The following is a 19,269-nucleotide window of genomic DNA, read 5'->3' as shown; positions in this document are numbered from 1 at the left end:
GACGCTGCCGGAAGGCACCGAGATGGTGATGCCGGGCGACAACGTGGCCATGACCGTGAAGCTGATCGTGCCGATCGCCATGGAAGAGAAGCTGCGCTTCGCCATCCGTGAAGGCGGCCGCACGGTTGGAGCAGGCGTCGTCGCGTCGATCATCGAGTGATGATCGAGGCGGCGTAGCCGTCCGCGACAAGCGCAGACGGTGGCGGCGCCGGCGTGGTGGCCTCCATCATCGAGTGACGATGCCTCCGGTCGGCCAAGGTGGTCCGATCGTTACGAAATTTGCTTCGGCGGCTTGCCGCCGAAGCGAGAATCGGGAAGAAGAACGGCGCGGAAGCGCTTGATCGGCGCGCCGGTTCGGATATAAGCGTTCCGGGTTTCGCGGAAGAAGCGGATCTAGGGGTATAGCTCAGTTGGTAGAGCGGCGGTCTCCAAAACCGCAGGTCGCGGGTTCGAGCCCTGCTGCCCCTGCCATTCCGCTCTTGCGCGGTCGGCCTCGACGCTATAGATAACGGTTTCCTGATCGAGGCGCGCTGGGCCAGGGTCCTGCGCGCCCGACTGTCATGAGCGGGCGGATGGCAAAGACCAACCCAATTCAGTTCCTTCAGCAGGTTCGCACCGAGGCCGCCAAGGTGACTTGGCCGACCCGGCGCGAGACGGCGATCACGACCGCCATGGTGTTCATCATGGCGGCCCTGGCAGCCATCTTCTTCCTGCTCGTCGACCAGATCCTCGCGTTCGGAGTCGGGCTTCTGCTCGGCGTCGGCGGCTGACGACAGAGCGACGAAGGAAGACGCATCATGGCCAAACGCTGGTACATCGTCCACGCCTATTCCAACTTCGAGAAGAAGGTGGCGGACAGCATCCGTGAACAGGCGGCGCAGCGCGGGCTCGAGCATCTGTTCGAGCAGATCCTGGTGCCGACCGAGAGCGTGGTGGAAGTGCGCCGCGGCCGCAAGGTCAACGCCGAGCGCAAGTTCTTTCCCGGCTACGTCCTCGTCCGCATGGACATGACGGACGAGGCCTACCACCTCATCAAGAACACCCCGAAGGTCACCGGGTTCCTGGGCTCCGACAGCAAGCCCGTCCCGATCCCGGACCGCGAGGCCGAGCGCATCCTCCACCAGGTGGAGGAGGGCGTGGAGCGGCCCAAGCCGTCCGTGACCTTCGAGATCGGCGAGCAGGTGCGCGTCTCCGACGGCCCGTTCGCCTCCTTCAACGGCCTGGTGGAAGAGGTCGACGAGGAGCGGTCCCGCCTCAAGGTGGCGGTCTCGATCTTCGGCCGCGCCACCCCGGTCGAACTGGAATACGGTCAGGTCGAGAAGGTCTGACCGTCGACGGCGGCCCGCCGCGGCTGGCCGCCGAACCCCGTGGGAGATCCTCTCTGCTGATCGCCGGCAGAGGTCCGGGTCCTCACCACGATCTCCGCCCGCGGGCGTCCGCCCCGGGTCCGAACAGGAGCAAGTCGCATGGCGAAGAAGATCACCGGCTACCTGAAGCTTCAGGTGGCGGCCGGTTCGGCGACCCCGTCGCCCCCGATCGGCCCCGCGCTCGGTCAGCGCGGCCTCAACATCATGGAATTCTGCAAGGCGTTCAACGCGCAGACGCAGGGCATGGAAAAGGGGATGCCCATCCCCGTCCAGTTCACGATCTACGCGGACCGCTCCTTCACGTTCAAGCTGAAGACCCCGCCGGTCTCCTACTTCCTGAAGAAGGCCGCCGGCATCACCAGCGGGTCGAAGACCCCGGGCAAGGGCGCCGCCGGCACCGTGACCCAGGCGCAGGTGCGCGAGATCGCCGAGAAGAAGCTCGCCGACCTCAACACCGACACCATTGATGCTGCCGCCCGCATGGTCGAGGGCTCCGCCCGCGCCATGGGCCTGACGGTCGTGGAGTGACGCGAATGCCGAAGATCGCAAAGCGCGTGGCCGCCGCCCGTGAGGGCATCGACCGCAACAAGCTCTACGCCCTCAACGAGGCCATCGGCCTGGTGAAGGGCAAGGCGACGGCCAAGTTCGACGAGACCGTCGAGCTCGCCATCAACCTCGGCGTCGACCCGCGCCATGCGGACCAGATGGTCCGCGGCGTGTGCCAGCTGCCGAACGGCACCGGCCGCACCGTGCGCGTGGCCGTGTTCGCCCGTGGCGCCAAGGCCGACGAGGCCCGGGCCGCCGGCGCGGACATCGTGGGCGCCGAGGACCTGGTCGACACGATCCAGGGCGGCACCATCGACTTCGACCGCGTGATCGCCACGCCGGACATGATGCCGCTGGTCGGCCGCCTCGGCAAGGTGCTCGGTCCGCGCGGCCTGATGCCGAACCCGAAGGTCGGCACCGTGTCGCAGGACGTCGCCGGCGCCGTGAAGGCCGCCAAGGGCGGCGCCGTGGAGTTCCGCGTCGAGAAGGCGGGCATCGTGCACGCCGGCGTCGGCAAGGTCTCGTTCGGCGAGGACGCGCTCGTGGAGAACATCCGCGCCTTCGTGGACGCGGTGCAGCGGGCCAAGCCGGCCGGCGCCAAGGGGACGTACCTGCAGCGCATCTCGGTGTCCTCGACCATGGGCCCGGGCGTGAAGGTGGACCTTTCCTCCGTCGCCCAGGCCTGACGGCCGGACGCGGAGCACGACTTCCCGCCGGGCGACCGGCGGGCGACCCGGCCGACGGGGACGATCCTGAAAAGGGTTTTCCCCGTGGGCCAAAACCTGTCCGAGATTGCAGGTACCGGATCTTGGCATCCGGTCTAAGCCGCATCCGGACCGGCCCATCACCGCTTTTACGGGCGGCGGACCGGTCGGGGCCTGCATGAGACGGGAGTGGAATGCCGGGTTTTTCGAACGCCGCGACGGCGCACGGGAGCACGGTTCGAACACTCTTGCCGTTGCCGACCGGGACCCTCCCGGGCGGGCTGGCGGACAGGCCACGCGAGCGTCGTCGGACGCCCGACGGTCCGGTCGGACCGAAGGGGAGAACGGCCGGCGGCAATGGCAACCGGCGGCGGGGGATGAGCCCTCGTCGTCAACTGGAGACAGGCAGTGGAAAGAGCGGAAAAGCGCGAATTGGTCGCGACGCTCAACACCTCGTTCAAGGACGCGGGTGTGATCGTCGTCGCCCACTACCAAGGCCTTACCGTCGCCGAACTGCAGGCGCTGCGCGCCCGCATGAAGGAGGCCGGCGGCAAGGTCAAGGTCGCAAAGAACCGCCTCGCCAAGCTTGCTCTTCAAGGCACGGACGCGGCCCACATCGCGGACCTCTTCAAGGGTCCCACGGTCATCGCCTATTCGGCGGACCCGGTGGCTGCGCCCAAGGTGGTGTCCGACTACGCCAAGACGAATGACAAGCTCGTCATTCTCGGCGGCGCGATGGGCACGACCAACCTGGACCCGAACGGCGTGAAGGCTCTGGCCACCATGCCGTCGCTGGACGAACTGCGTGCGAAGCTGGTGGGCATGATCCAGACCCCCGCCACCCGCATCGCAGGCGTCGTGCAAGCGCCGGCGGCTCAGCTCGCCCGCGTTTTCGGGGCCTATGCCAAGAAGGACGAAGCGGCGTGAGGCCGTTCGACCTGAACAAGATCCAGTGTTCGAACCTACTCTACTAAGGAAGTTGCAAAATGGCTGATCTCAGCAAGCTGGTCGACGAGCTGTCCAACCTGACCGTCCTGGAGGCCGCCGAGCTCTCCAAGATGCTCGAAGAGAAGTGGGGCGTCTCCGCCGCCGCTCCGGTCGCCGTCGCCGCCGTCGGCGGTGGCGCTGCCGCCCCGGCCGCCGTCGAGGAAGAGAAGACCGAGTTCGACGTGATCCTCACCGACGCCGGTGACAAGAAGATCAACGTCATCAAGGAAGTGCGCGCGATCACCGGCCTTGGCCTCAAGGAAGCCAAGGACCTGGTCGAGGGCGCTCCGAAGCCGGTCAAGGAAGCCGTGTCCAAGGACGAGGCTGCCAAGATCAAGAAGCAGCTCGAAGAGGCTGGCGCGAAGGTCGACGTCAAGTAATCGACCCCGCGTGGATATTCGCGTGGGCGGCTCGTGGAACGGGCCGCCCGCGCATCCGTTTCCGGGGATGGTGCCCGGGAACGAAAGACATGACGCATGAATGATCGGGCTGCCCCGAGCCTTGTCGCCTCGCCCCGAGACGACGCTCGAGACAGGCGCAAGGTTCCGGACAGCCGATCCGGTGATACGAGGGAAGCGATGGCGCAGACGTTCAACGGCCGCAGGCGGATCCGGAAGTTCTTCGGGGACATCCGCGAAGTCGCTGAGATGCCGAACCTCATCGAGGTTCAGAAGGCGTCCTATGACCAGTTCCTCCTCATCGACGAGCCGCAGGGCGGCCGTCCCGAGGAAGGACTCCAGTCGGTGTTCAAGTCCGTGTTCCCGATCTCGGACTTCGCCGGGACCGCCTTCCTGGAGTTCGTTCGCTACGAGTTCGAGCCGCCGAAGTATGACGTGGACGAGTGCCGGCAGCGCGGGATGACCTTCTCGGCGCCGCTGAAGGTGACCCTGCGCCTCATCGTGTTCGATGTGGACGAGGACACCGGCGCCAAGTCGGTCAAGGACATCAAGGAGCAGGACGTCTACATGGGCGACATGCCGCTCATGACGGACAACGGCACCTTCATCGTGAACGGCACCGAGCGCGTGATCGTCTCGCAGATGCACCGCTCGCCGGGCGTGTTCTTCGACCACGACAAGGGCAAGACCCATTCGTCGGGCAAGCTGCTGTTCGCCGCCCGCATCATCCCGTACCGCGGCTCCTGGCTCGACATCGAGTTCGACGCCAAGGACATCGTGTACGCGCGCATCGACCGGCGCCGGAAGATCCCGGTGACGTCGCTGCTGTTCGCGCTCGGGCTGGACGGCGAGGAGATCCTCAACACCTTCTACAACAAGATCGAGTACACCCGCGACAAGGACGGGTGGCGGATGCCGTTCGACGCCCAGCGCATGAAGGGCATGAAGGCGGTCGGCGACCTGATCGACGCCGACACCGGCGAGGTCGTCGTGGAGGCGGGCCGCAAGCTCACCGCCCGCGCCGCCCGCCAGCTCGCCGAGAAGGGCCTGAAGGCCCTGAAGGTCACCGACGAGGACCTCGAGGGCATGTACCTCGCGGACGACGTGGTGAACTACGGCACCGGCGAGATCTACGCCGAGGCCGGCGACGAGATCACCGCCAAGTCGCTCGCCCAGCTGATCGACCTCGGCTACACCGAGCTGTCGCTGCTCGACATCGACCACGTCAACACGGGCCCGTACATCCGCAACACGCTGGCGGTCGACAAGAACGCCACGCGCGAGGAAGCCCTGTTCGACATCTACCGCGTCATGCGTCCGGGCGAGCCCCCGACCATCGACACGGCGGAGGCGATGTTCCAGTCGCTGTTCTTCGACGCGGAGCGCTACGACCTCTCGGCCGTCGGCCGCGTGAAGATGAACATGCGCCTGGACCTGGAGTGCCCGGACACCGTGCGCGTGCTGCGCAAGGAGGACATCCTCTCGGTCATCAAGACGCTGCTGGAGCTGCGCGACGGCAAGGGCGAGATCGACGACATCGACAACCTGGGCAACCGGCGCGTCCGCTCGGTCGGCGAGCTGATGGAGAACCAGTACCGCGTCGGTCTCCTGCGCATGGAGCGCGCCATCAAGGAGCGCATGTCCTCGGTCGACATCGACACGGTCATGCCGCAGGACCTGATCAACGCGAAGCCCGCGGCGGCCGCGGTGCGCGAGTTCTTCGGCTCGTCGCAGCTGTCGCAGTTCATGGACCAGACCAACCCGCTCAGCGAGATCACGCACAAGCGTCGTCTCTCGGCGCTCGGCCCCGGCGGTCTGACCCGCGAGCGCGCCGGCTTCGAGGTGCGCGACGTGCACCCGACGCACTACGGCCGCATCTGCCCGATCGAGACGCCGGAAGGCCCGAACATCGGCCTGATCAACTCGCTCGCCACGTTCGCCCGCGTGAACAAGTACGGCTTCATCGAGAGCCCGTACCGCAAGGTCGTGGACGGCCGCGTGACCGACCAGGTCGTGTACCTGTCGGCCATGGAGGAGAGCAAGTACACGGTCGCCCAGGCGAACGCGGAGCTCGACGCCGAGGGCCGCTTCGTCAACGAGTTCGTGATCTGCCGGCATGCGGGCGACGTCGCCCAGGTGCCGCGCGAGCGCGTGGACGCCATGGACGTGTCGCCGAAGCAGCTCGTGTCGGTGGCGGCGGCGCTCATCCCGTTCCTGGAGAACGACGACGCCAACCGCGCCCTCATGGGCTCGAACATGCAGCGTCAGGCCGTGCCGCTGGTGCGCGCCGAGGCGCCGTACGTCGGCACCGGCATGGAGCCGGTGGTGGCGCGCGATTCCGGCGCGGCGATCGGCGCCCGCCGGGCCGGCGTGGTCGACCAGGTGGACGCGACCCGTATCGTCATCCGGGCGACCTCCGACCTCGATCCGTCGAAGTCGGGCGTCGACATCTACCGGCTGATGAAGTTCCAGCGCTCCAACCAGAACACCTGCATCAACCAGCGTCCGCTGGTGCGCGTGGGTGACGTGATCGCCAAGGGCGACATCATCGCGGACGGTCCGTCGACCGACCTCGGCGATCTCGCGCTCGGCCGGAACGTGCTCGTCGCGTTCATGCCCTGGAACGGCTACAACTTCGAGGACTCGATCCTGCTCTCCGAGCGGATCGTCTCCGACGACGTGTTCACCTCGATCCACATCGAAGAGTTCGAGGTGATGGCCCGCGACACCAAGCTCGGCCCCGAGGAAATCACGCGCGACATTCCGAACGTGTCGGAAGAGGCGCTGAAGAACATGGACGAGGCCGGCATCGTGTACATCGGTGCCGAGGTGCAGGCCGGCGACATCCTGGTCGGCAAGATCACGCCGAAGGGCGAAAGCCCGATGACGCCGGAGGAGAAGCTCCTGCGCGCCATCTTCGGCGAAAAGGCCTCCGACGTGCGCGACACCTCGCTCCGGGTTCCCCCGGGCGTAACCGGCACCGTCGTGGAAGTGCGCGTCTTCAACCGCCACGGCGTGGAGAAGGACGAGCGCGCCATGGCGATCGAGCGCGAGGAGATCGAGCGCCTCGCCAAGGACCGCGACGACGAGCAGGCGATCCTGGACCGCAACGTCTATGGCCGCCTCGCCGCCATGCTGACCGGCAAGGTCGGCATCGCCGGGCCGAAGAACTTCCGCAAGGACACGGAGATCGACCAGGAGCGCCTGGACGAGTACCCGCGGTCGCAGTGGTGGCAGTTCGCGGTCGCCGACGATCAGGCGATGGGCGAGATCGAAGCGCTGCGCAAGCAGTACGACGAGAGCCGCAAGCGCCTGGAGCAGCGCTTCATCGACAAGGTGGAGAAGCTGCAGCGCGGCGACGAGCTGCCCCCGGGCGTGATGAAGATGGTCAAGGTCTTCGTCGCGGTGAAGCGCAAGATCCAGCCGGGCGACAAGATGGCCGGCCGTCACGGCAACAAGGGCGTCGTGTCGCGGATCGTGCCGGTGGAGGACATGCCGTTCCTGGAGGACGGCACCCATGTGGACATCGTGCTCAACCCGCTGGGTGTGCCGTCGCGCATGAACGTCGGGCAGATCCTCGAGACCCACCTGGGCTGGGCCTGCGCGGGCATGGGCCGCCGGATCGGCGAGATGCTGGACGCCTACCGGCGCTCCGGCGAGATCGAGCCGCTCCGTGCGACCATCGCCGACACCTTCGAGGGCTCTCCGAAGACCGAGAAGGTGCGCGAGTTCGACGACGAGTCCGTCGTGCGCCTCGCCGAGCAGGTGAAGCGCGGCGTCTCCATCGCGACGCCGGTCTTCGACGGCGCGCGCGAGCCGGACATCGTGGATCTCCTGGACTTGGCCGGCCTCGAGCGGTCCGGCCAGGTGACCCTGTTCGACGGACGCACCGGCGAGAGCTTCGACCGCAAGGTGACCGTGGGCTACATCTACATGCTGAAGCTCCACCACCTCGTGGACGACAAAATCCACGCCCGGTCCATCGGCCCCTACTCGCTCGTCACCCAGCAGCCGCTGGGCGGCAAGGCGCAGTTCGGCGGCCAGCGGTTCGGCGAGATGGAGGTGTGGGCGCTCGAAGCCTACGGCGCGGCCTACACGCTGCAGGAGATGCTCACGGTCAAGTCGGACGACGTGGCCGGCCGCACCAAGGTCTACGAGGCGATCGTCCGCGGCGACGACAGCTTCGAGGCGGGCATCCCGGAGTCGTTCAACGTGCTCGTGAAGGAAATGCGGTCGCTCGGCCTCAACGTCGAGCTGATCAATTCGAAGGACCGGTTGGCCAACGACCTCGACCGGCCCGCGGACGCGGCGGAGTGATCCGCCTCGCCCTGACCATCTGAACGACGCGAGGCTGCCGCGTTTCCCTGCTAGGGAAGACGGCAGCCGACGCCGTTCCGGCGATCGCGGTCCGCCCGGACCCGCGATCGCTCAACGACCGCGCCTTGGAATTTCGGTGGGCCATCCGCGAGCGCCCTTCGCGCCGGACCCGGACCCACCCTTGAGGAGAGAGAGCCGATGAATCAAGAGGTCATGAACCTTTTCAACCCGCAGGCTCCTGTTCAGACGTTCGATCAGATCAAGATCTCGATCGCGAGCCCGGAAAAGATCCTTTCCTGGTCCTACGGCGAGATCAAGAAGCCCGAGACCATCAACTACCGCACGTTCAAGCCGGAGCGTGACGGCCTGTTCTGCGCGCGCATCTTCGGACCGATCAAGGACTACGAGTGCTTGTGCGGCAAGTACAAGCGCATGAAGTACAAGGGCGTCATCTGCGAGAAGTGCGGCGTCGAGGTGACGCTGTCGCGCGTGCGCCGCGAGCGCATGGGCCACATCGAGCTCGCCGCCCCGGTCGCGCACATCTGGTTCCTGAAGTCGCTGCCGAGCCGGATCGGTCTCCTGCTCGACATGCCGCTGAAGGACCTGGAGCGGATCCTCTACTTCGAAAACTACGTGGTCACGGAGCCGGGCCTCACCCCGCTGAAGCTGCACCAGCTGCTCAGCGAGGAGGACTACATCCGCGCGCAGGACGAGTACGGCGACGACTCGTTCACCGCGCTGATCGGCGCCGAGGCGATCCGCGAGCTGCTGCAGTCGCTCGACCTCGCCAAGCTGGCCGAGAAGCTGCGCGTGGAGATCTCGGAGTCGACCTCCGAGCTGAAGCCGAAGAAGCTCGCCAAGCGCGTCAACATCATCGAGGCCTTCATCCAGTCCGGCAACAAGCCGGAGTGGATGGTCATGTCCGTGATCCCGGTGATCCCGCCGGACCTGCGCCCGCTGGTTCCGCTGGACGGCGGCCGCTTCGCGACGTCCGACCTCAACGACCTCTACCGCCGCGTCATCAACCGCAACAACCGCCTGAAGCGCCTGATCGAGCTGCGCGCGCCGGACATCATCATCCGGAACGAGAAGCGCATGCTCCAGGAGGCGGTGGACGCGCTGTTCGACAACGGCCGTCGCGGCCGCGTCATCACGGGCGCCAACAAGCGCCCGCTGAAGTCGCTCAGCGACATGCTGAAGGGCAAGCAGGGCCGTTTCCGCCAGAACCTCCTCGGCAAGCGCGTCGACTACTCGGGCCGTTCGGTCATCGTGGTCGGCCCGGAGATGAAGCTGCACCAGTGCGGCCTGCCGAAGAAGATGGCGCTGGAGCTGTTCAAGCCGTTCATCTACTCGCGGCTTGACGCCAAGGGCTATTCGTCGACCGTGAAGCAGGCGAAGAAGCTGGTCGAGAAGGAGCGTCCGGAGGTCTGGGACATCCTCGACGAGGTGATCCGCGAACATCCGGTGATGCTGAACCGCGCCCCGACCCTGCATCGCCTGGGCATCCAGGCGTTCGAGCCGGTCCTCATCGAGGGCAAGGCCATCCAGCTGCACCCGCTCGTCTGCTCGGCCTTCAACGCCGACTTCGACGGCGACCAGATGGCCGTGCACGTTCCGCTGTCGCTGGAAGCGCAGCTGGAAGCGCGCGTGCTCATGATGTCGACCAACAACATCCTGCACCCGGCCAACGGCTCGCCGATCATCGTGCCGTCGCAGGACATCGTGCTCGGCCTCTACTACCTGTCGATCATGAACGAGGGCGAGCCCGGCGAGGGCATGGTCTTCGCCGACATGGGCGAGCTCCAGCACGCGCTCGACACCAAGACAGTGACGCTGCACACAAAGGTGCGCGGCCGCTTCAAGACCGTGGACAAGGACGGCAAGCCGGTCTCGAAGATCTACGAGACCACGCCGGGCCGCATGATGATCGGCGAACTGCTGCCGAAGCATCACAACGTGCCGTTCGACGTCTGCAACGAGCTGATGACGAAGAAGAAGATCTCCGCGATGATCGATGCCGTGTACCGGCATTGCGGTCAGAAGGAGTCGGTCATCTTCTGCGATCGCATCATGGCGCTCGGCTTCCGCGAGGCCTGCCGCGCGGGCATCTCGTTCGGCAAGGACGACATGGTGATCCCCGACACCAAGCATAAGCTGGTGGAGGAGACCCGCGCCCTGGTGAACGACTACGAGCAGCAGTACTCCGACGGCCTGATCACCCAGGGCGAGAAGTACAACAAGGTGGTCGACGCCTGGGCCAAGTGCACCGACCGCGTCGCCGACGAGATGATGAAGCGCATCTCGGCCGTCCGGAAGGACGACACCGGCCGCACCATGAAGATGAACTCCATCTACATGATGAGCCACTCGGGCGCCCGCGGTTCGCCGGCCCAGATGAAGCAGCTCGCCGGCATGCGCGGCCTGATGGCCAAGCCGTCGGGCGAGATCATCGAGACGCCGATCATCTCGAACTTCAAGGAAGGCCTGTCCGTGCTCGAGTACTTCAACTCGACGCACGGCGCCCGCAAGGGTCTGGCCGACACCGCGCTGAAGACCGCCAACTCGGGCTACCTGACCCGTCGTCTCGTCGACGTGGCGCAGGATTGCATCATCACCGAGGTGGACTGCGGCGCGGCCGACGAGGGCCTGCGCATGCAGGCGATCGTCGACGCCGGCCAGGTGGTCGCCACGCTCGGCGCCCGCATCCTGGGCCGCACGGCCGCGGAGGACATCGTCGTCCCGGCCACCGGCGAGGTGGTGGTGCCGAAGGGCAAGCTGATCGAGGAGCGTGACGTCGAGAAGGTGGAGAAGGGCGGCGTCCAGTCCGTCAAGATCCGCTCGGTGCTGACCTGCCAGACGAAGGTCGGCGTGTGCGCCAAGTGCTACGGTCGCGACCTCGCGCGCGGCACGCCCGTCAACATGGGCGAGGCCGTGGGCGTCATCGCGGCACAGTCGATCGGCGAGCCGGGCACCCAGCTCACCATGCGCACCTTCCACATCGGCGGCACGGCGCAGGTGGTGGACTCGTCCTTCATCGAGTCCAACTTCGAGGGCACCATCAAGATCCGCAACCGCAACGTGGTGCGGGACTCGGACGGCAAGCTCATCGCCATGGGCCGCAACCTCGCGGTCGTGGTGGTGGACGAGGCCGGCAACGAGCGCTCGACCCACCGCGTCACCTACGGCGCCCGCCTGCACGTGGACGACGGCGACAAGATCCGCCGCGGCCAGCGCATCGCCGAGTGGGATCCGTACACCCGCCCGGTGCTGACCGAGGTGGAAGGCGTGGTCGGCTACGAGGATCTGGTGGAAGGCGCGTCCGTGTCGGAGACGACCGACGAGGCGACCGGCATCACCAAGCGCGTGGTCATCGACTGGCGCGGCTCGTCGCGCACGTCGGACCTGAAGCCCGCGATCGTCATCAAGGGCTCGGACGGCAAGCCGCTCAAGCTCTCCAAGGGCGGCGACGCGCGCTACCTGCTGTCGGTGGACTCCATCCTGTCGGTGGAGCCGGGCTCCACGATCCGGGCCGGCGACGTGCTGGCGCGTATCCCGCTGGAAAGCGCCAAGACCCGCGACATCACGGGCGGTCTGCCGCGCGTGGCGGAGCTGTTCGAGGCCCGTCGTCCGAAGGATCACGCCATCATCGCCGAGATCGACGGCACGATCCGCTTCGGCCGCGACTACAAGAACAAGCGTCGCGTGATCATCGAGCCGCACGACGCCTCCCTGGAGCCGCGCGAGTACCTGATCCCGAAGGGCAAGCACTTCCACCTGCAGGAAGGCGACATCGTCGAGAAGGGCGACTACATCGTCGACGGCAACCCGGCGCCGCACGACATCCTGGCGATCAAGGGCGTGGAGGCTCTCGCGGCCTATCTCGTCAACGAGATCCAGGAGGTCTACCGGCTCCAGGGCGTGGTGATCAACGACAAGCACATCGAGGTGATCGTCCGCCAGATGCTGCAGAAGGTCGAGGTCACCGACGGCGGCGACACCGACCTGATGGGCGGTGACCAGGTCGATCGGATCGAGTTCGACGAGATCAACGCCAAGGTTGTGGAAGAGGGCAAGTCTCCGGCGATCGCCCATCCGGTGCTGCTCGGCATCACCAAGGCGTCGCTCCAGACCCGGTCGTTCATCTCGGCCGCCTCGTTCCAGGAGACCACCCGCGTCCTCACGGAGGCGGCAGTCAACGGCAAGGCGGACACGCTGGAAGGCCTGAAGGAGAACGTCATCGTCGGCCGCCTCATCCCGGCGGGCACCGGCGGCATGATGGCGAAGATCCGCCAGGTGGCCACGCGCCGCGACGAGCTGATCCTCGACGAGCGCCGCAAGGACGCTCTCGGCGACGGTTCGGGCGTGCCGGTCGGCGAACTCGCCGGCGCACCGACCCCGGCAGAGTGATCGGAGGGCCGGGCGGAGAAGCCCGGCCATCCTCCGCCTCGCGAAGACAGGAGAGACCCGGCCTCGCGGCCGGGTCTTTTCGTTTCCAGGGCCCGTGGCGGCGGACCCGTCAGGGCTCGACCGGGAGGGCCGTCGTCTCCTTCAGGGTGTTGAGCACGATGGACGTCTTCACGTGCTGGACGGACTCGTGCGGCAGCAGGACCTCGTTCACGAACTCGGACAGCGCCTTCAAGTCGGGCGTCACCACCTTCAGGATGTAGTCCATCTCGCCGGTCAGCGCGTGCGCCTCCTGCACCTCGGGCAGCCGAGCCACCAGCTGGGCGAAGCGGCGGGCGTTGTCCGGATTGTGGGTGGCGAGCGTCACCGAGATCACGTTGACGAGCGGATAGCCCGCCTTGTCCCGGTCGAGCACCGCCCGGTAGCCCTTGATGAGGCCGTCGTCCTCCAGCCGCTGCCGGCGTCGGGAACACTGGGACGCGGAGAGGTTCACGCGCTCGGCGAGCTCGTTGTTGGTGAGGCGGGCGTCCTCCTGGAGGAGCGACAGGATCCGCCGGTCCAGACTGTCGAGGTGCATGATCGTTCCGCCCTGGAGCGTGCCCGTGCACGATCCGTGCATCGAGTGTCGCCTAACCCATCTTGAATGCAAGCCCGTTGCGGCGAAACGGTGGGATCCTTGTTTCCAGAGGCCGGCAGCAAGCCGCCCGAGGAGGATGACGCCATGGGACCGTTTCCGCACGACGCCCCGCCCGCAACCATCGGCCCGGACAACCCCGCCGGGACGGACGGCTTCGAGTTCGTCGAGTTCGCCCATCCGGAGCCCGAGCAGCTGGAGGCGCTGTTCCGCCGGATGGGCTATACGCCCGTCGCCCGGCACCGGACGAAGGCGATCACGCTGTGGCGGCAGGGGGACATCACCTACGTGGTGAATGCGGAGCCCGGCTCCCACGCCATGCGCTTCGTGGAGGAGCACGGCCCGTGCGCCCCGTCCATGGCGTGGCGGGTGGTCGACGCGGAGCACGCGTTCCGGCACGCGGTGGCGAAAGGGGCGACGCCCTACGAGGGCGCCGACAAGGCCCTGGACGTGCCGGCGATCGTCGGCATCGGCGGCTCGCTGCTCTACTTCGTCGACCGCTACGGCGACAAGGGCTCGGCCTATGACGCGGAGTTCGAGTGGCTGGGGGAGCGGAACCCGAAGCCGAAGGGCGTCGGCTTCTACTACCTCGACCACCTGACCCACAACGTCTACCGCGGCCACATGGACACGTGGTGGGACTTCTACCGCGAGCTGTTCGGCTTCCGGCAGATCCACTTCTTCGACATAGCCGGCCGCTTCACCGGTCTCGTCAGCCGGGCGATCACCTCGCCCTGCGGCAAGATCCGCATCCCGCTGAACGAGTCCACCGACGACCGGAGCCAGATCGAGGAATACCTGCGCAAGTACAAGGGCGAGGGGATCCAGCACATCGCCGTCGGCACCGACGACATCTATGCCGGCACCGACCGGCTGGCGGAGAACGGGCTGACCTTCATGCCGGGCCCGCCGGATGTCTACTACGAGAAGTCGTACGAGCGGGTGAACGGGCACGACGAGCCGATCGACCGGATGAAGCGCCACGGCATCCTGATCGACGGGGAGGGCGTGGTGAACGGCGGGACGACGAAGATCCTGCTGCAGATCTTCTCGAAGACCGTGATCGGGCCGATCTTCTTCGAGTTTATCCAGCGCAAGGGCGACGAGGGCTTCGGCGAGGGCAACTTCCGGGCCCTGTTCGAGTCCATCGAGGAGGACCAGATCCGCCGCGGCGTCCTGAAGGCCGACGCGGCGGAGTGAGGGTCGCGACGACGGCCGAGCGGGTTCCGCCTCGCTCGCGGTGGTCCGACCTGTCGGAGCGCCGCGAGCGAGGGCAAGTCCGCGGACCGTCAGATCTCGGCCGCCACCGCCCGGCGGTAGAGGTGCCAGGTGGTGTGGCCGAGGATGGGCAGGGTCACCAGGAGGCCCATGAGCATCGGCACGGCGGAGACGACGAGGGCGGCGACCACGATGACGGCCCAGCCGATCATCGGCCGCGGGCTGGTGACCACCGCCTTCACGCTGGTGATCATGGCGGTGACGAAGTCCGTGTCCCGGTCGAGGAGAAGCGGATAGGACACCACCGTCAGCGAGAACACCAGGATGGAGAGGGCGGCGCCGACCACATGGCCGACCGCCAGGAAGAGCCAGCCGTCCACCGTGGTGAAGACGACGGTGAGGAAGCCGCGGAAGCTGGAGAAGGACTGGAACCCCAGGAAGAGGGCCAGGAGAAGGCGGACCTGGTACATCCACATCAGGAAGATGAAGAGCGTCACGAAGGCCATCCAGGCGAGTTGCCGACCGCTCTGCGCATAGGCGGCGCCGAGGACCGCGCCCCAGGAGAGCGGCAGCCCGGCCTCCAGCCGCCGGCTCACCTCATAGAGGCCCACCGCCACGAAGGGGCCGATCAGCGCGAAGCCGGCCGCGAGCGGATAGGCGAGCCAGGGCATGGCCATCCAGGCCACGGCGGCGATGAGGAAGAGGCCGCCGAACGCATAGATGGCGCCGAAGAACAGGCCGTAGGCCGGCGCGCGGCGGAAATCCTCGACGCCGGCGAGGAGCGCCGCCCGGATGTCGTCGGCCGAGACGGCGCGGACCGTGGGCATGCGATAGGGCGTGGAGGGCTGGCTGACATCGGTCATGGTCGATCTCCCCCTGACAGATTGGCTGAGCCGATTGAAACATCGGGCGGTCCGATCCGGCAAGACGCGGTGAATGCGGATGCCGGCCCGGGCGGGGGAGGCGGTCTCGATTCGAGGCGGGGCGGCCGACCGGGCCATGCGGACGGACCGGAGTCGAGCCGGATCCGCTCGGATGCGCGCCGAGCGGGCTCCCGGACGCGCACGAAGGGGCCGAAGCCTCGGCTTCGCGGCGGATTTCCTGATGTGGCGGGGAAAATCCTCAAGGCTCGCCCTTGACCTGCGGGCGAGTCGTGAGTAAGTTCCGCGCCACTGAGCGGATAGGTCCGTAAGGCCTCACGCATCCAGCGCGACTCGCGGCGGATGGAAAGGACCTTAAACACTATCCCGGTTCCGATGGTGAGAGCAGTTGCACGCACGATCGGCGTCCGAAGGGGCGTTGATCCTCTGCTTCCTCCAGCGCCGTTCGTGGGTCTCCCACGTCAACGGTGCGCTTCGTTTTGTGCGGACGAGGGCTCGGGGGAAGTGAAGGGCAGGGGACCAGCCCGTCGATCGCCGAGGCGATCGGCCCGGGTTCCGCGAGTGGAAGACAAGAGACGACCCGGCAGTCGAGACCGCGCCGGGATCTCACGAGATTGAAGGGCTTAGGATGCCGACGATCAACCAGCTGATCCGCAACGCGCGGAAAGCCCCGCCGAAGCGGAACAAGGTGCCGGCCATGGAGGCCTGCCCCCAGAAGCGCGGCGTGTGCACCCGCGTCTACACCACGACCCCGAAGAAGCCGAACTCGGCGCTTCGCAAGGTCGCCAAGGTGCGCCTGACCAACGGCTTCGAGGTGATCGGCTACATCCCGGGTGAGGGTCACAACCTTCAGGAACACTCGGTGGTCATGATCCGCGGCGGCCGCGTGAAGGACCTTCCGGGCGTGCGCTACCACATCCTGCGCGGTGTGCTCGACACCCAGGGCGTCAAGAACCGCAAGCAGCGCCGTTCGCTCTACGGCGCGAAGCGTCCGAAGTGATCCGGCGGCCTCCGGGCCGCAAGGATCCTTTGGATCAACACGAAGATAGAAAGTCGGAGACGTAAGGCATGTCCCGTCGTCACAGTGCCGAGAAGCGCGAGATCAACCCGGACCCGAAGTTCGGCGATCTCACCGTCTCGAAGTTCATGAACTCGATCATGCAGGACGGCAAGAAGTCGGTCGCCGAGGCGATCGTCTACGGCGCGCTCGACATGATCGAAGGCCGCACCCGCCAGAACCCGCTGCAGGTCTTTCACCAGGCCCTGCACAACGTGATGCCGCAGATCGAGGTGCGCTCCCGGCGCGTCGGCGGCGCCACCTACCAGGTTCCCGTCGAGGTGCGCACCGAGCGTCGCCAGGCGCTCGCGATCCGCTGGCTGATCACGGCGGCTCGTGGCCGCAATGAGAAGACCATGGTCGACCGGCTCTCCGGCGAACTGCTGGACGCCTCCAACAACCGCGGCACGGCCGTGAAGAAGCGCGAGGACACGCACCGGATGGCCGAAGCCAACCGCGCGTTCTCGCACTATCGCTGGTAACGGCATTTCAGCGGAGAGACAGCCATGGCTCGCACGCACAAGATCGAAGACTACCGCAATTTCGGCATCATGGCCCACATCGATGCCGGGAAGACGACGACCACCGAGCGCATCCTCTACTACTCGGGCAAGTCTCATAAGATCGGCGAAGTCCACGACGGCGCTGCGACCATGGACTACATGGAGCAGGAGCAGGAGCGCGGCATCACGATCACCTCGGCTGCCACGACGACGTTCTGGAACGGCAAGCGCCTGAACATCATCGACACCCCGGGCCACGTGGACTTCACCATCGAGGTGGAGCGCTCGCTCCGCGTGCTCGACGGCGCCGTGTGCGTGCTGGACAGCAACCAGGGTGTGGAGCCGCAGACCGAGACCGTCTGGCGCCAGGGCGACAAGTACAAGGTCCCCCGGATCGTCTTCTGCAACAAGATGGACAAGACCGGCGCGAACTTCGACAACTGCCTGTCGGACATCCGCACCCGTCTCGGCGCCCGTCCGGTTCCGATCCAGCTGCCGATCGGCTCGGAGAACAACTTCAAGGGCATCGTCGACCTCGTCCGCATGAAGGCGGTCGTCTGGGAGGACGAGTCCCTCGGCGCCAAGTTCCATGACGAAGAGATCCCGGCCGACATGCAGGAGCGCGCCGAAGAGGCCCGCGCCGAGCTGATCGAGGCCGCCGTCGAGCTCGACGACGCCGCCATGGAAGCCTACCTGGAAGGCAACATGCCGGACGAGGCGACCCTGAAGTCGCTGATCCGCAAGGCCGTCCGCACGTCGGCCTGGTTCCCGGTGCTGGCCGGCTCCGCGTTCAAGAACAAGGGCGTGCAGACGCTCCTCGACGCGGTCGTCGACTACCTGCCGTCGCCGGTCGAAGTGCCGCCGACCAAGGGCATCGACGTCAAGACCGAGCAGGAGATCGTCCGCGAGTCGTCCGACTCCGAGCCGCTCTCGATGCTGGCGTTCAAGATCATCGAGGATCCGTTCGGCATCCTGACCTTCGCCCGCATCTACTCGGGCACGCTGCAGAAGGGCGTCACCCTCCTCAACTCCACCAAGGAGAAGCGCGAGCGCATCGGCCGCATGGTCCTGATGCACGCCAACTCCCGCGAGGACATCGAGGAAGCCTACGCCGGCGACATCGTGGCCTTCGTCGGCCTGAAGGAGACCCGCACCGGCGACACGCTGTGCGATCCCCTGAAGCCGGTGATCCTCGAGAAGATGGAATTCCCGGACCCCGTCATCGAGATGGCCGTCGAGGCCGCCACGAAGTCGGACCAGGAGAAGCTCGGCGTCGCCCTGCAGAAGCTCGCCTCGGAGGATCCGTCCTTCCGCGTGTCGACCGACCAGGAGTCCGGCCAGACCATCATCAAGGGGATGGGCGAGCTGCACCTGGACATCAAGATCGACATCCTTCGTCGCGCTCCGCACAACATCAAGGTGAACGTGGGCGCTCCGCAGGTCGCCTATCGCGAGACGATCCGCAAGAAGACCGAAGTCGACTACACGCACAAGAAGCAGACCGGTGGCACCGGTCAGTTCGCCCGCGTGAAGTTCACGGTCGAGCCGAACGAGATCGGCGCCGGCTTCACCTTCGAGAACAAGATCATCGGCGGTGTGGTCCCGAAGGAGTACATCCCGGGTGTCGAGAAGGGCCTCAACTCGGTGATGACCTCCGGTCCGCTCGCGGGCTTCCCGGTGGTCGACGTCAAGGTGGCGCTGACGGACGGCGCGTACCACGAGGTGGACTCCTCGGCGATCGCGTTCGAGATCGCGTCCCGCGCGGCGCTTCGTGAAGCCATCGAGAAGGCCTCCCCGGCCCTCCTCGAGCCGGTCATGAAGGTCGAGGTGGTGTCGCCGGAAGAGTACGTCGGTTCGGTGATCGGCGACCTCAACTCGCGGCGCGGCCAGATCCAGGGCCAGGACATGCGCGGCAACGCGAACGTCATCACGGCGTTCGTCCCGCTCGCCAACATGTTCGGCTACGTGAACACCCTGCGGTCCATGAGCCAGGGTCGCGCCAGCTACACCATGCAGTTCGACCACTACGAGCAGGTGCCGGCGGCGGTCGCTCAGGAGGTTCAGGCGAAGTACGCCTGAACCCCGTGACCAGACGCTGACGCATCGCTGACGACATGATGGAGAGATCCAATGGCTAAAGAGAAATTCTCGCGGACGAAGCCGCACTGCAACATCGGGACGATCGGCCACGTCGACCATGGCAAGACGTCGCTGACGGCGGCGATCACCAAGGTGCTGGCGGAGACCGGCGGC

16 protein-coding genes and 1 tRNA gene are annotated in these 19,269 nt (G+C 66.6%); 15 read left to right on the top strand and 2 right to left on the bottom strand.

Annotated features, from left to right (window positions below; translation table 11 throughout):
• From HND91_RS22175 to rpoC, 10 genes are all read left to right on the top strand, one after another.
• Positions 1–160, top strand: a 160-nt coding sequence (locus HND91_RS22175; RefSeq protein ID WP_484482106.1) for an EF-Tu C-terminal domain-related protein, incomplete at its 5' end; no start/stop codon positions are given.
• 235 nt (positions 161–395) lie between these two features.
• A tRNA-Trp gene (locus HND91_RS22170) sits at positions 396–471 on the top strand.
• 101 nt (positions 472–572) lie between these two features.
• The gene (gene secE / locus HND91_RS22165) at positions 573–770 is read left to right on the top strand and encodes a preprotein translocase subunit SecE (protein ID WP_181708792.1); all 198 of its coding nucleotides are present in this window, start codon (positions 573–575) and stop codon (positions 768–770) included.
• Positions 771–797: 27 nt separating this feature from the next.
• Positions 798–1,328, top strand: a complete 531-nt coding sequence (gene nusG / locus HND91_RS22160; protein ID WP_075218188.1) for a transcription termination/antitermination protein NusG — start codon at positions 798–800, stop codon at positions 1,326–1,328.
• 138 nt (positions 1,329–1,466) lie between these two features.
• Positions 1,467–1,895, top strand: a complete 429-nt coding sequence (rplK, locus tag HND91_RS22155) for a 50S ribosomal protein L11 (RefSeq protein WP_181708791.1) — start codon at positions 1,467–1,469, stop codon at positions 1,893–1,895.
• A gap of 5 nt (positions 1,896–1,900) precedes the next feature.
• Positions 1,901–2,599 carry a 50S ribosomal protein L1 gene (gene rplA / locus HND91_RS22150; protein WP_181708790.1) on the top strand — a complete coding sequence of 233 codons (699 nt, stop codon included), beginning with the start codon at positions 1,901–1,903 and terminating at the stop codon, positions 2,597–2,599.
• A gap of 426 nt (positions 2,600–3,025) precedes the next feature.
• Positions 3,026–3,544 (top strand): 50S ribosomal protein L10, encoded by a 519-nt coding sequence (gene rplJ, locus HND91_RS22145; protein WP_181708789.1) that lies wholly within the window; start codon positions 3,026–3,028, stop codon positions 3,542–3,544.
• A 59-nt stretch (positions 3,545–3,603) separates the two neighbouring features.
• Positions 3,604–3,984 (top strand): 50S ribosomal protein L7/L12, encoded by a 381-nt coding sequence (rplL, locus tag HND91_RS22140; protein ID WP_181708788.1) that lies wholly within the window; start codon positions 3,604–3,606, stop codon positions 3,982–3,984.
• Between the two features lie 198 nt (positions 3,985–4,182).
• A complete protein-coding gene (gene rpoB / locus HND91_RS22135; protein WP_181708787.1) occupies positions 4,183–8,319 on the top strand; it encodes a DNA-directed RNA polymerase subunit beta in 4,137 nt (1,378 codons plus the stop codon).
• A 198-nt stretch (positions 8,320–8,517) separates the two neighbouring features.
• Positions 8,518–12,726, top strand: a complete 4,209-nt coding sequence (gene rpoC / locus HND91_RS22130; RefSeq protein ID WP_181708786.1) for a DNA-directed RNA polymerase subunit beta' — start codon at positions 8,518–8,520, stop codon at positions 12,724–12,726.
• Positions 12,727–12,835: 109 nt separating this feature from the next.
• On the opposite strand, the gene HND91_RS22125 is transcribed toward rpoC, so the two are convergent.
• Positions 12,836–13,342 carry an Lrp/AsnC family transcriptional regulator gene (locus HND91_RS22125; RefSeq protein WP_246329645.1) on the bottom strand — a complete coding sequence of 169 codons (507 nt, stop codon included), beginning with the start codon at positions 13,340–13,342 and terminating at the stop codon, positions 12,836–12,838.
• A 102-nt stretch (positions 13,343–13,444) separates the two neighbouring features.
• Here HND91_RS22125 and hppD point away from each other — a divergent pair, with 102 nt between their 5' ends.
• Positions 13,445–14,557: a 4-hydroxyphenylpyruvate dioxygenase gene (gene hppD / locus HND91_RS22120; protein ID WP_181708785.1), complete on the top strand. Its 1,113-nt coding sequence runs from the start codon at positions 13,445–13,447 to the stop codon at positions 14,555–14,557.
• A gap of 89 nt (positions 14,558–14,646) precedes the next feature.
• Here hppD and HND91_RS22115 read toward each other — a convergent pair whose 3' ends face one another.
• A complete protein-coding gene (locus HND91_RS22115) occupies positions 14,647–15,438 on the bottom strand; it encodes a DUF2189 domain-containing protein (protein ID WP_181708784.1) in 792 nt (263 codons plus the stop codon).
• 646 nt (positions 15,439–16,084) lie between these two features.
• Between HND91_RS22115 and rpsL the strand changes: the two genes are divergently transcribed.
• The 4 genes from rpsL to HND91_RS22095 all read left to right on the top strand — a co-directional run.
• Positions 16,085–16,456 carry a 30S ribosomal protein S12 gene (rpsL, locus tag HND91_RS22110; protein WP_075218196.1) on the top strand — a complete coding sequence of 124 codons (372 nt, stop codon included), beginning with the start codon at positions 16,085–16,087 and terminating at the stop codon, positions 16,454–16,456.
• 68 nt (positions 16,457–16,524) lie between these two features.
• On the top strand, positions 16,525–16,995 hold the full coding sequence (gene rpsG / locus HND91_RS22105; protein WP_181708783.1) for a 30S ribosomal protein S7: 471 nt from the start codon (positions 16,525–16,527) through the stop codon (positions 16,993–16,995).
• 24 nt (positions 16,996–17,019) lie between these two features.
• Entirely contained in the window at positions 17,020–19,095 is a 2,076-nt protein-coding gene (fusA, locus tag HND91_RS22100) for an elongation factor G (RefSeq protein WP_181708782.1), read from the top strand.
• Between the two features lie 51 nt (positions 19,096–19,146).
• Positions 19,147–19,269 (top strand): GTP-binding protein (locus HND91_RS22095; protein WP_243080190.1); only part of this gene is annotated, 123 nt, incomplete at its 3' end.

The sequence above is a fragment of the Chthonobacter rhizosphaerae genome, from assembly GCF_013839525.1.
GTDB classification, from domain to species: domain Bacteria; phylum Pseudomonadota; class Alphaproteobacteria; order Rhizobiales; family Pleomorphomonadaceae; genus Chthonobacter; species Chthonobacter rhizosphaerae.
The sequence above is the reverse complement of the archived record's forward strand: the minus strand, read 5'-3'. Positions and strand labels throughout refer to the sequence as shown.